Raw genomic sequence first — 13,034 nt, forward strand, 5'->3', positions numbered from 1 at the left:
TTAATGGATTGAATTTTTCTATGTCTAAGCTGATTGATATAAAATAGCACTTGAAAATTAATATACAAAACATAGCGTATTTAGCCATAGTGTAAAGGGGGTTTACGCCCCCGTATTTTTATAAAATAAAGATGACACCCATCTTTTATAAAAAAATAAAGATGACACCCATCTTTAACTTTTAATCAATTAATTTAATTAGCAGCCTAATTTTAAAAACACTTAAGCTAATAGCATATTTAAAATTAATAATTGAGGTTGTTGTAAAAGCATACTGTTTTTCATGTAATTAACTAAATTATAAGCATAATTAAAGCTGCATCGAGGCAGTTTTAATTTGATAAAGAAGATTTTAGGTTAAAAGCTTTTTACAATTACTATAATTTGCTCGTCGCTTTCTATTTAAATTCTCGCAGCGTTAAAGTAAAGATGACACCCATCTTTAATTTTTAGTCAATTAGCTTAATTAGCAGCCTAATTTTAAAAACACATAGGGTAATAGCATATTTAAAGTTAATAATTGAGGTTATTGTAAAAGCATACTGTTTTTCATGTAATTAACTAAATTATAAGCATACTTAAAGCTGCATCGAGGCAGTTTTAATTTGATAAAGAAGGTTTTAGGCTAGAAGCTTTTTACAATTACTATAATTTGCTCGTCGCTTTTTATTTAAATGCTCGCAGTAACTTACATGTGATTGCGGCTTGCCTACAGCGCCGTGAAATACGCGGGTAAAGTCAGTAGTGATTTTTAACCAATTCTCTGCTGATATGTTCACTCTTTCTAACAAAGGAAGTTGTGTGTTTTCAATAAACCCGGGCTTGTCATCGCGAATAATTCGTCCTGTGAGCTCGACTAGTTCAAGGTAACATTTAAGCTCGAACGGTAAACCTCTAGGCATAAATTTACGGGGGTTACCTGCAAATTTTAAAAGCTGTTTAGGTTGCTTTGCATTTTTAGCATCCTTAATACGCTTTTGCACACTGGTGAAATTTGAGTCTTCAGGGGTTTTAGCTACTTTTGCTCTTATTGGGTTTAAATCAACGTAAGCCATACATGCTGCAAGGGCTGCTTCATCAAGAAGTGCTTGTGATTTAAATCGTCCTTCCCAAAACCGGCCAGTACATTTGTCTTCTTTATTAGCTTTTCGTGCTATGTGTTCGTTTAAAACGCGCATAAACCAGCTAATGCTAGATAATCGTATTCGGTATTCAATAATAGTTTGGCTTAAAAAGTAGCGTTCAGTGTTGCTAAGCTTTTCACCTTGTAAAAATTTTTGCGTTAGTGGCGTACCTTTACATAGCTTATGCCAGCGCAACACTATGGCTTTGTCATTTAACCTATTTGCTTTTTTGTCATTAACATAAAGCACAATATGCGTGTGATTACTCATAACTGCATAAGCACATAGATCAATACAAAATATTTTAGCTAGTCTAAATAGCTGTTGCTCTACCCAGCCCCTTCTGTGTTCGTAAGATTTACCCGTTAAGGAATCTTCGCCGCATAAATAGGCATGGCGTACACACCGGGAAATGCAGTGATAGTATTTTGTATCTGCCAAACTTACTTGACGTTTTCTTGCAATAGCTATGTAGCACCTGTTTGTTTATTGAGCTAATTAAACTTTAGTTGTTTAATAGTGAAAGTTCAAAATTTACGGTGGGTGTCTTTATAAATAAGGTTATCTTTATTAACTCAAATAGTGCTGTAAAAAATAAATTACTAGTAGTATTTTTGTAAGGAATTACTTAATCTTTAAGCATATAAAAAGTAGTAATTAATCTTAATTTTGGAGCCTACGTGTTAGAAGCATTATTTGTATATGGTACTTTGTGCCCTGGCCGCCCAAATGAACATATTCTTGCCAATATTGGCGGCACTTTTGAAGAAGGCAGTGTAGTAGGTAATTTAATTAATGAAGGCTGGGGTGCCAAAATGGGCTTTCCTGCACTGGTATTAGATGAGTCAGGCCAAGAGATAAAAGGCTATGTATTTAGCTCTACTAGCCTAGAAAATCATTGGGCAGAGCTCGATGAGTTTGAAGGCGAAGCTTACTCTCGTATATTAACGCAAGTTAAGTTACACAATGGTGAGTATGTTCAGGCAAATTTGTACACACTTAATGCAAAGTAATACTTTATAAAACCAGTGCTTTTAAAGCTAAAAAGCGCTGGCTATTTATAAGTTAATTAACTGCAAAGTCTTTTATTTCTAAATAGCTTGGTACGCTTTTAAAACATGCTTCTAGCTTGTTTTTAAGCGCCTTGGTTGTCGAAGTATTTATTGCAACATCACACTTTAACTCCCCGTAATATTCACCTTTATTAAGCGGCACTAAGCTTAACGAGTCATAGCTTGGCTTGCTTTGTATTTTATGAATTACCAAACCTTGCTGCGCTGTTAGCTTTATTAACTCAAACGCATTTATGTGTGCTTTATTGGTCGTTATTTTTTCAACGTATAGTGGGTTTTTAAAAGTTAGTTTGGTTGTAAAAAGTGATTTGCCTCCGCGCTCAAAATGGCCGTTAAATACAGTTACATTTAAGGTGGGTGTCTTTTTATTTATTAATAAATTTAGGTCAAATTTGGTTGGTAAAATGGTGATCTGATTTTGCTCGGTTGCTGCTCTTTTTAAAACTCCTTTGATTATATTTAGGTGGGTTTCACTTGTCGTTACTTCATATACTATTTGGTAGTCGTGTGGGGGGGCGTATAAAGGCATGTGGCTGGCAAGTACTTTATTGCCTGCCAATATAAGCGCCATACCATGAAATCCCAGATAGCTATGTGCTTTATGTGTGTTGTGTGAATTGTGTTGAGGTGTATTTGCAAGCGCTGCGCTCGACAATAAAATAAAAAATAGCAGTATGTGTTTCATGGTAATGCTCAAAAATAAATATAGCGCTACTATATGCTGTTTTTTATGTATAAATAATCGATAATAAGTTGTTAGTTGTTTCCTTTTAATCAACACGGTTTGGCGCTATGCATTTTAATGACATTGAAAAAGTAATACATATGGCAAGTTCACAAAATCTGCATACAACCGCTAAATATTTTAATATTACCCCAGGGGCGCTGTCTAAAACGCTAAAAAAGGTTGAGGCAAACTTAGCCACGGAGCTGTTTAACCGTGTAGGTAAAACCTTAGTGCTTAATGATAAAGGCAGAGAGTTTGTAAAGCACAGTAGTGATCTAGTTCATAATTACCAGCAGCTTACTAGCCGTTTTAAAAGCGATAATCATAAATTTAATGCGGTTATTGCTGGCCCTGCAATTTTACTGAAAAGCGGCCTTAAAAAGCTGCTTACACCTCTTAGCCTTCTGCCCTGCTCGGTGCGTATTAATAATGTGTTTGAAGGTGAAGCGATAAGCCAAGTGGCGTCGGGCTCGGCGCATATTGCGCTAGTTACTCGCGAGGCATTAAATAATAGCTCATATACTAATTTAGTGGCGGTTAATGTATTTAATACTGGGTTTAGTGTGGCTGCAGCCCCTGCGCATCAGCTAGTACAAAAAGGTGTATTAACGCTTAATAAAAACCAATTACTGCACGCGGCTTTTGCATGCCCTTTGTTTTCACCGCTGTGCGGCTTAGAGCAAGGTATAGGCTCCGACGGCTGGCAAGATGAAATTGCTCCGCGCAATATTGTATTTAGATGTAGCGACTACAGTGCGTTAATAGAGGTGGTTCAAAGTGGTTTGGGTTTGGCGTATTTACCTAACTTTGTAATTGACGATTTAGGGCTTACAAAATTAACTGTAAAGGGGGTTAACAATGACTACAATGAGGACATTGTCATTATATACAAACCATCAAAGGCTGATGGGTGGCTTAACAAACTTATGCACGCTTTATAAAAAAAGCGCCTTAACCACTACATTAAGACGCTTTGGATGAAAAGCTAAATAACAAAGTCGGGTTAAAATAGCTAATCGGGACTATGAAATTGTTAGAATTGATACGCTAATGACATCTTAAATTGAGTAGGCGCACCGGGGTAAACCCATAATGCGTTGTAGCTACTTTGTGCGTAATCTTCATCAAAAATATTGTTAACGCTAATATTTAACTTGGTGCGCTCGGTTAAGTTTACCTGCCCAAAAATACCAACTAGTTGATAGCTTGGTAAGTTAAATGTTAAATCGGCGGCATCGCCTAATCGCTCACTGGTGTACTGATAACTGGCACCTAGTTCTAGCTCTTTGCTAAGAACGGCCGTTTGATGGCTAAGCGTTAGATTTAAGTTATTTTTAGGCACATTTACTAATGGGCTGCCTTTTTTGATTGGCACGCCCCAATCAGCATTTATTATGTCGTTTGCCGTACTGGCATCTATATAAGCGTAAGATAAATTAAACTTTGTATCATCAGTAATATAAGTACTTAAATCGAGTTCAATACCTTTACTGTTTGCTTTACCAATAGGCGCTGAAAAACCAACGTTTACAGGGTCGGCTACTAACATATTACTTTTAGTGGCATCAAATAATGCTAGGGTACCCGCTATGCCTTGGTAGCTAAATTTAGCACCTACTTCAAATGAGTCACTGTATTCAAAGCCAAATGGGTCGCCATTTGCATCTGTGCCACTTAATGGTAAAAAGCCTTCTGAGTAACTGCTGTATAAGGTTACAGCGTTGTTTAGTTCATATACTAAGCCTACTCGCGGACTTACCTGGCTTTGTGAACTGCTTGAAAGCACACCACTTTTGGTTTCTAAAATGTCTTGATCTACGCTATCGAATCTAAGGCCAACTAACAGCTTAAATTTATCAGTCAGATCCATTTGATCTTGAACGTATATACCATAAGCATCTTGCTGTTCGTTGTTTTCGTAGAGTAAACCTACTTCAGGACGCGCAACGTTATAATTAGGCTGATAAATATCAACTGTGTAGGTGCCGTTACCGCCACGATAACGATAAAGTCCAGTGCGTAAGTCGTATTTGTATGCGTCGGCTCCAATTAATAAGTGATGGGTAATTCCTGCGGTATCAAAATGCCCACTTAGCTCAAATTTAAGGCTAGTATCATCAACTGCGTAATCGCGGTAGCGCTGTTGGCGGGTAAGTGTGCGGCCATCATCGAATAATGATTGGCGTGAGGGTGCAAGTTCAGCATCAGACGAAAACCCAGTTAATGTAGAGCTACGGTAGTTTGCGCCTACAACGAGTGACCATTCATTATTTATATCGTGATTTAAAGTCACTTGGTGACCACGAGAATATACTTGCGTGTCACCATCGTTAGGATTGCCTAAATAGCGCGAGCTAGGAACAGTATTAAAACTATCATTAAGTACAACAACCCCACGGTCAAATAGCTGGGCTAAATCAACGTATTCAAATTCATAAGTGATGCTGGTTGAAGCGTTTATTTGATGATAAATAGATGGCGTAATCACCTTTTTATGGGTGTACACCTCATCGCGGTAGCTGTCGCTATCTTGCCATGCGCCATTTATTCTAAATGCTGTGTTATCGCTAATGCCGTTTGTATAGTCACCTTCAACGCGATTAAAGTTATCACTACCTAAGCTAAGCTTTAGCTCACCCTGTTGCTCAAATTGAGGTTTTTTGGTTACGATATTTACTGTACCGCCGGGCTCTGAGCGCCCGTATAGTGCAGAGCCTGGGCCTTTTAATACTTCAATGTACTCAATGTTTGATACATCACGAGGGCCGCTGAATCCGCGTCCACCGCTAAAACCATTAATTAAGTAACCCGATGGCATGTTTTCGTTACCCGATAATCCACGAATCGAAAAGCTATCCCATAATGCGCCACTGTTATTTTTACGTGAAATACTGGCAGAAAAATCCAGCGCATCTTGTAATTGAGTTATTCCTTTTTGATCAAGTACCGCTTTATAGAGGGTTTCGATTGATTGTGGCATTTGTTTTTGAGGAATATCGCCTCGGTAAGCTTGTTTATATGTAACCGCAATTTTCTCTATTGGTTGGTTTTGGGCAATGCTTTGTGCGCTTGCACTTAAGCAGGCTAAGTAAATTAATGAGTACTTCATAAAATGCTTTCTGGTAACGTTATATTATAACCAAAACTATAACATGTGTTACTTTATAACAAAATGTTTTTTTGCGCTCTATGTGTGCGTCTAATTTTTATACTAGCGGCTATAAAGCTATCACGTTAAGATGGATGAAAATAACACAATAAGAATAATATAATGTTAACAAAAACAAATGCATTAATTTACTTTTTAGCCTTTAGCAGTGGCTTTAGTATTATGGGAATAGAGCTGTTAGGTGGGCGTATTTTAGCGCCTTACTTTGGCAGTAGCGTGCATATTTGGGGCAGTATTATTACTGTATTTATGCTTAGCTTATCATTTGGTTATTTACTGGGGGGTAAGCTGTCTATTCGTCACCCTTCGCTGACTAAATATGGGTTAATTTTTTTAGTCGCCAGTATTATGGTGGTGCCTATTGCATTGTTTGCTGAGCCAATTATGGCATTTATTTTTTCGCATATTGAAGACAGCCGCTATGGCTCGTTACTTGCCTCAACCGCGTTATTTTTTATACCTACCATTATTTTAGGCATGATTTCGCCCTACTCCGTACGTTTGCTGGTTACAAACAGTGAGCGCAGCGGCCAAGTAGCAGGTGGCCTTTACTTTGTAAGTACCTTAGGCAGTGCGCTGGGCACCATTATTACCTCTTTTTATATGGTACTGGCGTTTGATGTTAATACTATTATTTTAGGTTTTGCTGGTGTGTTGGGCATGCTTGGGCTAATTGCTATTAGCTTTGATAAACTTAAAGTACGAGAGGCCGTTTATGCGCAAGCTTAAATTATTGTTTATTAGTATAATGGCGCTGCTATTTTCAGCTTATAGTTTGAGTAATGTTGTGCATAAAGAGCGCTCTTTATATCGAAATTTACTCGTCGAAGAAACTGGCGATTTACGCTGTTTAAAGTTTGATGAAAAAACCCGACAAAGCAGCCAAAGTTGCATGTACATTAGCGACCCTAAAAAACTGGTATTTAATTATACTAAGCTGGCTTTTTCTAGTTTATTACTGATTGATAACCCTAAAAATGTGCTCATTATTGGTTTAGGTGGCGGTACGCTTTCTAATATGATTCATGAGCTATACCCAAAGGCACACATAGAAAATATTGAAATAGATCCTTCGGTAATTAAAGTGGCGCGCGATTATTTTAACTTTATAGAAACCGATAAGGTAGCTGCTAAAGTACAAGATGGGCGTATTTTTATTAAACGTGCGGCGCTTAAAAAACAGCAATTTGATTGGATTATTTTAGATGCATTTAATGGCGATTACATTCCTGAGCACTTACTCACTAAAGAGTTTTTTGAAGAAATAAAAAGCGTATTAGCCGAAGGCGGAATTGTTGCTGCTAACACGTTTTCATCAAGCAAACTCTATGAACATGAATCGGCAACTTATCATGCGGTATTTGGCGATTTTATTAATGTAACAGCCAATAATAATAGTAATCGTATTATTTTAGCTGGTTATAGCAATATCCCTACAGAGCAACAAATAGCGCAGCGGGTGACGCAGCTAGCTCCGTTACTTGCCCCTTATGACGTAGATATAAAGGCAATTAGCCAGCGTATGTTTTTCACTAAAGATGGTAAAGATTGGCCAAGTGATACTAAGGTGCTAACCGATCAATACTCTCCAGCTAATTTACTTAACTTTTGATGGTATTCACTTCAAAGAGTTATAAACTATTTTTACGATATTTATTTGGAGTTTCGGCAAATAGGTTTTTGAAAGCATGTATGTATGCAGAGTCTGATGCATAGCCCAAATCTAGGGCTATTTCTTGAATTGATTTATTGCTAGCAAGTAACTGTAACGATAAAACTAGTTTTATATTTTGTCGCCATAGGGAAAATGACTGGTTAAATTCTTTAGCGCAAATTCTTGAGAGTGTTCTTTGGGATGCACCTACTTTAACTGACCAATCCTGTGCTGTTAATTTTAAACTTGGCTGTTTATGTAGCTGACTGAATATTGACATAAGTCGTCTGTCTTTGGGAATTAGTAAAGGGATTTCGTAACTATTAGCCATGGCTATTTGATCCCTAAAAACAGTAAGCAAGTTTGTTAATTCTTCTGCTGGTTGCTCAATTTCAGTGTTATTGAATAATAGTAAGATTAACTCTTTCACAAATGGAGTAAGTAAACATGACTTGAGTTCATTACTATATTCAATAGTGTTATTTGGATTAAGGTAAACAGCTAAAAACTTCGTATCTGTCACTGCTATAGATTTGTGAATAGTATTTGCAGGTATATAAAGTAATGCGTTGTGAGGAATTACAATTCGTTTGTTCCCAATACTCGATTGCAATAAGCCGCTATATGGAAAGATTATTTGATGCCATGAATGGGAATGATAGTCATCGACATAGCTAGACGACATATCAATTTCTTTAGTGATAAATTGATTAGTGGCATGTTTTTCTATTAGCTCATTTGCATTCATAGTTGGCGAGTTATCAATGTTTTATGGCTAGTAATATAAAATAAGCCAGCTTATTTTGATATAAAATAGTGGCAAATGATAGTTAACAAGAGTTGAGAGATGCACATTCACTTTATTATTCACGAATATTTTGAAGCGCCAGGCGCTTATGAAACCTGGGCTAAAATGAATGGTCATACGTTGTCTTATACCCGTATTTATTTAGCTGAACACCTACCGCAACATGCAGATAATATAGACTTTTTAATCGTAATGGGTGGGCCACAATCACCCGCTACAACGCTTGCAGAATGCCCTTATTTTGATAGCAAAAAAGAACAAGCCTTTATTACCAGTGCGATCACGGCAAGCAAAGTGGTGTTAGGTATTTGTTTGGGGTCACAATTAATTGGTGAAGCGTTAGGCGCGGCCTATCAACCTAGTCCAGAAAAAGAAATTGGTAAGTTTGCGATTACCCTCACCGATACAGGCTTGAATCATCCTTTATTTAGTCATTTTGGTAGTGAGCTTAATGTAGGGCATTGGCATAACGACATGCCAGGGCTAACTGCTACAGGCAGTATTATTGCTTATAGCGAAGGTTGTCCAAGGCAAATAGTCGCTTATAGCGATTTAGTATTTGGTTTTCAATGCCACATGGAATTGACTACCGAGGTGGTTACCCTCCTCATTGCCAACGATGATTTAAGCAATGCCCAAAACCATCGCTTTGTTGAACAACCCGAGAAGCTTTTAAGCCATGACTATAGCGAAATGAACGCTAAACTTTATACCTTCTTAGACAAGCTTGCTGCGCATTATTTGTCTAAATAAAACTTATTGACGTGAAGCTAAAATACCGATTATTTACTTAGCCTGCTAACTAATGCTAAAATTTGCTGATATTCACAAGTAAGAGTTCCTATGAGTAGCAGTATTCCTTTTCATGAAACACTCGATTTAACTTTATGCGGCAATATGGGTCGAGTGCACCGCTTATGTCGAGAAGCGGTAACATTAGCGGTTGAGCCGCTAGGTTTAACTCAGTCGCGTTGGACGGCAATGATCCACTTACATCATTTACCTTTAGGGGCTACACAGCAAGCGCTGGCGACTAGCTTAGGTATTGAAATGCCCTCATTAACGCGCACCATTAAGCAATTAGAGCAGCAAAATCTGGTTATTCGACAAGTTGATGAGCACGATAAACGCAGTAAAAAATTGTACTTTACCGATGAGGGTATAAAGTTATTAGAACACTTAAAAGAGCTCACAAGCGATATTAAACAGCGTTTATATGCCGGTTTAAGCACGGAGCAGCTTGATGGTATGGCGCATAGTTTATTGCAAATGGAAGAAAACGCGCGGCGTTGTATTGCAAGCTTATCTGGAGATAAATAAGTATGACACCCGATCAAAAATTTGCCCGCTACGTTAAAGTATCGCTCGTTGGTTTTATTGTTGTATTTTTCTATTATATTGTTGCTGATGTATGGCTGCCGGTTACGCCACAAGCACGGGTTTACCATCCGGTTGTGCAAATATCGCCGCAAATAAACGGCCGTGTTACCGATGTATTGGTCAGCAACAATCAAACGGTTAAAGCGGGTGATGTATTATTTGAAATAGACAAAAACACTTACCAACTGGCACTTGAGCAAGCACAGCTCGCGCTTGACGATGCCAAACTGCAAAATAAACGCCTTGATACCAATGTAAAAGCGCTGGAGGCACAAATAAGTGCAGCTAACGCAAAATTGCATGAGCAGCAGCTATTAAAAAAACGTGGCGAAACACTCTACAAACAAAACTCTATTTCGGAGCAAGAGCTTGAAAGCATTCGGGCTAATTTTGCCGCAAGCCAATCTAATTTAGCTGCCTTTGAAGCACAGTTGGCAGAAGCTGTTTTAGCGCGTGGCGATTCAGGACAAGATAACCTAGCACTGCGTCATGCGGCCAATCAGTTAGCACAAGCTGAGCTTAATTTATCTTATACCCAAGTGCGTGCTTTAAGTGATGGCGTTGTAGCTAATTTACAATTACTTGAGGGCTCCTATGCGGTTGCGGGTAAGCCATTACTCGCGGTTGTAGCAAAAAAAGCAGATTTGGTAGCCGATTTCCGTGAAAAGTCACTATTAAATATGCAGCCAGGCAGTTTAGCAAAAGTGGTATTTGATAGCCGACCTGGTGAAGTATTTGACGCAAAAATTGAAATCTTTGAAGCGGGTGTCAGTGACGGACAACTTAGTGCGAATGGATTACTTAGCACCACCGAAACCAGCAACCGCTGGGTTCGCGATGCCCAGCGTCAACGTATTCACTTAGTGCTGCCAAATAACACTCAGCTTATAAATAATATGCCCAGTGGTGCGCGTGCCACTGTGCAGTTACTTCCGCAATCGGCTGTAGGTCAATTGTTGGGTTCAGTACAGATCCGCTTTATTAGTTGGTTACATTACATTTATTAGTGGGGCGAGTAATGACACAACATGTTAGCCAAGCGCCACAACTCGATTCAAATGGCTTACGCCAAGCGCTACGTATTGCCGGTGGCTGCACCATTGGTTTTACTTTGTGCAAGTTAATGAATTGGCCCAATGGGATATTTTTTACAGTTTACCCTATGTTATTACTCGGTTTAGTGCCAAGTATTAACAAAGGCGTGATCCGTCAATTTGTTGCCAGTGCTGCCTACAGTGCGTTTATAGTGCTTATTTTACAGGGCTTATTTTCACACTTGCCAGTGTTAATGACGCTCATTATTTTTGCTAGTTTTTGCGTGTTATTTTACTTAATGAGCTCTGGTGGTGCGTTTTTATTTGGTGCTTTGGGGGCGGTGAGTTTATCGATTCAGTTACATTTTGCTAGTCATGTTGATCAAGCTAGTAGTATTTATCCGCTTATTTTAAGTAATGGTTTGGCTATTTTTATTACTATTATTATTGCGTTACTTATGCATGGCTTGTTTCCTGATGTGACAGCGCGACCCATGCGCGCTGTACCGCACAAGGATAAAGAAAGTATTCGTCACGAGGTGCTGTTATGTGCCACGGTTGCTACTTTGTCGTTTGTGGTTTTTCAGGTGCTTGATTTGCAAGATTCAATTTCGGCGCAAGCGGCATCTATTTTAATTTTATTTTCGTTGTGTTTTAAGGCTGCGGGCACCGCAAGTTGGCAACGTATTATTGGTACACTCATAGGCTGTAATGCTGCTTTAGTTGCGCAGTTGTTTTTGTATAACCATACCGAATTTTTGTTTTTTCCGGTGGCTATATTATGGATTTTGTCTTTTATATTCAGTCGTTTTCATATTTTAGGCGGCGGTCCTCCGGGTGTTGGCTTTGGAGTATTGACCACTTTTGGCATTTTATTTGGTCAGTCGTTAGGCCCTGGGCAAGATTTAATATACAGCGCTATGTATCGATTTAGCTCGGTGGCTGTTGCGGTTACTGTAAGCTTAAGCGCTGTGTATGTAGTGCATCGAATTCTAAACCGATTTAGCGTCACCCGCCATCATACTTATGATTAAATTAAAGGCTGCATCCGCAGCCTTTTTATATACTTAACCAGAGTCAGGTTGCTTAAGTTATAGCTTAATATTACCGCGGAGAGCTTTGGTTTGGCCGTGTTTGGTTTTTTTGTCCATGCGTTTACGCTGTGAGTTACGGCTAGGTTTGGTGGCACGGCGTGCTTTATTAACTTTAGTCGCGCTTAAAATTAAATCTTTTAGCCGTTTTAGCGCATCTTCCCTGTTGAGCTCTTGGGTGCGATGGCTTTGCGCTTTAATAACCAATACCCCTTCTTTGGTGATCCTTGAATCTTTTAAAGCAAGTAATCGTTCTTTATAAAAGTCAGGTAATTTAGAGCGATTAATATCAAAGCGTAAATGTATAGCACTGGCTACTTTATTAACATTTTGCCCGCCTGCGCCTTGCGAACGAATAGCGCTTAGCTCTACTTCCCATTCATCAATGGTTACGCTGTTCGAAATAGTTAACATAGTGCCCCGCTCTTTTTGCAAAAAATGTATTATAACATCAGTACATTGACTTGTGGTGAATCAACTAATTAGATAGACGACCATTGCTATTTCTCAATCTAATAATTATTAAATAAATACATAAAAATTAATTTATCCTACACTTAATACATTGTTTTTTAATTCGCTTTAATTATATGAAACAAATATCTATTTTAATGCTTTTAGTATGTATATTCGCTATTTCGTATGCTGTTTATGCTAAATCATCTCAAACGTTTAGCGCTGGTGTAATTGCACAAGAACAAGTTTATCCAATCAAAGTGTTACCTTTGGGTAATTTTCAGCGTTGCTTAGTTGTTGCTGCGCAAAAAGAAGATGCACTGTATTCTGCGTGTTATATCAAAAAGAGCGCGCAATCAATTTGGGTTGCCGAATCCGCGGGAGCGCGTTGTGAAATAAAATGTGAGTCGCATTTAAACAGTGATGGCAAAACACAGGTGCAGTACTTTACTACTGATTTATAGTAAAAATGCTGTGCCAAGGTTTTTTTATCACGGTGGTGAGCCCTTTTATTTGTT

At 38.4% G+C, this 13,034-nt stretch carries 14 protein-coding genes; 9 read left to right on the forward strand and 5 right to left on the reverse strand.

Annotated features, from left to right (window positions below; translation table 11 throughout):
• Positions 1-620 precede the first annotated feature (620 nt).
• Positions 621-1,595 carry a transposase gene (locus AC0L7Q_RS17615; protein WP_409426129.1) on the reverse strand — a complete coding sequence of 325 codons (975 nt, stop codon included), beginning with the start codon at positions 1,593-1,595 and terminating at the stop codon, positions 621-623.
• Positions 1,596-1,804: 209 nt separating this feature from the next.
• Between AC0L7Q_RS17615 and AC0L7Q_RS17620 the strand changes: the two genes are divergently transcribed.
• Positions 1,805-2,137, forward strand: a complete 333-nt coding sequence (locus AC0L7Q_RS17620) for a gamma-glutamylcyclotransferase family protein (RefSeq protein WP_409426033.1) — start codon at positions 1,805-1,807, stop codon at positions 2,135-2,137.
• A 52-nt stretch (positions 2,138-2,189) separates the two neighbouring features.
• Here the strand turns inward: AC0L7Q_RS17620 and AC0L7Q_RS17625 are convergent, their stop codons facing one another.
• Entirely contained in the window at positions 2,190-2,882 is a 693-nt protein-coding gene (locus AC0L7Q_RS17625; RefSeq protein WP_413403399.1) for a hypothetical protein, read from the reverse strand.
• A 107-nt stretch (positions 2,883-2,989) separates the two neighbouring features.
• Between AC0L7Q_RS17625 and AC0L7Q_RS17630 the strand changes: the two genes are divergently transcribed.
• On the forward strand, positions 2,990-3,865 hold the full coding sequence (locus tag AC0L7Q_RS17630) for a LysR substrate-binding domain-containing protein (protein WP_473697732.1): 876 nt from the start codon (positions 2,990-2,992) through the stop codon (positions 3,863-3,865).
• A gap of 92 nt (positions 3,866-3,957) precedes the next feature.
• Here AC0L7Q_RS17630 and AC0L7Q_RS17635 read toward each other — a convergent pair whose 3' ends face one another.
• On the reverse strand, positions 3,958-6,033 hold the full coding sequence (locus AC0L7Q_RS17635; protein WP_413403403.1) for a TonB-dependent siderophore receptor: 2,076 nt from the start codon (positions 6,031-6,033) through the stop codon (positions 3,958-3,960).
• Between the two features lie 162 nt (positions 6,034-6,195).
• Between AC0L7Q_RS17635 and AC0L7Q_RS17640 the strand changes: the two genes are divergently transcribed.
• Positions 6,196-6,822 carry a fused MFS/spermidine synthase gene (locus AC0L7Q_RS17640; RefSeq protein WP_413403405.1) on the forward strand — a complete coding sequence of 209 codons (627 nt, stop codon included), beginning with the start codon at positions 6,196-6,198 and terminating at the stop codon, positions 6,820-6,822.
• Positions 6,809-7,705: a spermidine synthase gene (locus AC0L7Q_RS17645; RefSeq protein ID WP_413403407.1), complete on the forward strand. Its 897-nt coding sequence runs from the start codon at positions 6,809-6,811 to the stop codon at positions 7,703-7,705. The genes AC0L7Q_RS17640 and AC0L7Q_RS17645 overlap by 14 nt, the downstream gene beginning before the upstream one ends.
• Positions 7,706-7,724: 19 nt before the next feature.
• Here AC0L7Q_RS17645 and AC0L7Q_RS17650 read toward each other — a convergent pair whose 3' ends face one another.
• Positions 7,725-8,495: an AraC family transcriptional regulator gene (locus AC0L7Q_RS17650; RefSeq protein WP_409426039.1), complete on the reverse strand. Its 771-nt coding sequence runs from the start codon at positions 8,493-8,495 to the stop codon at positions 7,725-7,727.
• 99 nt (positions 8,496-8,594) lie between these two features.
• Between AC0L7Q_RS17650 and AC0L7Q_RS17655 the strand changes: the two genes are divergently transcribed.
• From AC0L7Q_RS17655 to AC0L7Q_RS17670, 4 genes are all read left to right on the forward strand, one after another.
• Positions 8,595-9,308, forward strand: a complete 714-nt coding sequence (locus AC0L7Q_RS17655) for a type 1 glutamine amidotransferase (RefSeq protein WP_409426040.1) — start codon at positions 8,595-8,597, stop codon at positions 9,306-9,308.
• Between the two features lie 90 nt (positions 9,309-9,398).
• Positions 9,399-9,875, forward strand: a complete 477-nt coding sequence (locus tag AC0L7Q_RS17660) for a MarR family winged helix-turn-helix transcriptional regulator (RefSeq protein ID WP_409426041.1) — start codon at positions 9,399-9,401, stop codon at positions 9,873-9,875.
• Between the two features lie 2 nt (positions 9,876-9,877).
• Positions 9,878-10,942 (forward strand): HlyD family secretion protein, encoded by a 1,065-nt coding sequence (locus AC0L7Q_RS17665; protein ID WP_413403410.1) that lies wholly within the window; start codon positions 9,878-9,880, stop codon positions 10,940-10,942.
• 11 nt (positions 10,943-10,953) lie between these two features.
• The gene (locus AC0L7Q_RS17670; RefSeq protein ID WP_413403412.1) at positions 10,954-12,003 is read left to right on the forward strand and encodes a DUF2955 domain-containing protein; all 1,050 of its coding nucleotides are present in this window, start codon (positions 10,954-10,956) and stop codon (positions 12,001-12,003) included.
• Between the two features lie 57 nt (positions 12,004-12,060).
• On the opposite strand, the gene arfB is transcribed toward AC0L7Q_RS17670, so the two are convergent.
• A complete protein-coding gene (arfB, locus tag AC0L7Q_RS17675) occupies positions 12,061-12,474 on the reverse strand; it encodes an alternative ribosome rescue aminoacyl-tRNA hydrolase ArfB (protein WP_033103213.1) in 414 nt (137 codons plus the stop codon).
• Between the two features lie 176 nt (positions 12,475-12,650).
• On the opposite strand from arfB, the gene AC0L7Q_RS17680 reads away from it, so the two are divergent.
• The gene (locus tag AC0L7Q_RS17680) at positions 12,651-12,980 is read left to right on the forward strand and encodes a hypothetical protein (RefSeq protein ID WP_409426044.1); all 330 of its coding nucleotides are present in this window, start codon (positions 12,651-12,653) and stop codon (positions 12,978-12,980) included.
• The last annotated feature ends 54 nt before the right edge of the window (positions 12,981-13,034 follow it).

The organism is Pseudoalteromonas sp. KJ63-1 (assembly GCF_055808145.1).

Coding starts and splice junctions, on each gene's coding strand:
- AC0L7Q_RS17640 (WP_413403405.1), top strand. CDS start 6,196: ATGTTAACAAAAACAAATGCATTAATTTACTTTTTAGCCTTTAGCAGT.
- AC0L7Q_RS17670 (WP_413403412.1), top strand. CDS start 10,954: ATGACACAACATGTTAGCCAAGCGCCACAACTCGATTCAAATGGCTTA.
- AC0L7Q_RS17655 (WP_409426040.1), top strand. CDS start 8,595: ATGCACATTCACTTTATTATTCACGAATATTTTGAAGCGCCAGGCGCT.
- AC0L7Q_RS17680 (WP_409426044.1), top strand. CDS start 12,651: ATGAAACAAATATCTATTTTAATGCTTTTAGTATGTATATTCGCTATT.
- AC0L7Q_RS17635 (WP_413403403.1), bottom strand. CDS start 6,033: ATGAAGTACTCATTAATTTACTTAGCCTGCTTAAGTGCAAGCGCACAA.
- AC0L7Q_RS17625 (WP_413403399.1), bottom strand. CDS start 2,882: ATGAAACACATACTGCTATTTTTTATTTTATTGTCGAGCGCAGCGCTT.
- AC0L7Q_RS17660 (WP_409426041.1), top strand. CDS start 9,399: ATGAGTAGCAGTATTCCTTTTCATGAAACACTCGATTTAACTTTATGC.
- AC0L7Q_RS17645 (WP_413403407.1), top strand. CDS start 6,809: ATGCGCAAGCTTAAATTATTGTTTATTAGTATAATGGCGCTGCTATTT.
- AC0L7Q_RS17650 (WP_409426039.1), bottom strand. CDS start 8,495: ATGAATGCAAATGAGCTAATAGAAAAACATGCCACTAATCAATTTATC.
- arfB (WP_033103213.1), bottom strand. CDS start 12,474: ATGTTAACTATTTCGAACAGCGTAACCATTGATGAATGGGAAGTAGAG.
- AC0L7Q_RS17630 (WP_473697732.1), top strand. CDS start 2,990: ATGCATTTTAATGACATTGAAAAAGTAATACATATGGCAAGTTCACAA.
- AC0L7Q_RS17665 (WP_413403410.1), top strand. CDS start 9,878: ATGACACCCGATCAAAAATTTGCCCGCTACGTTAAAGTATCGCTCGTT.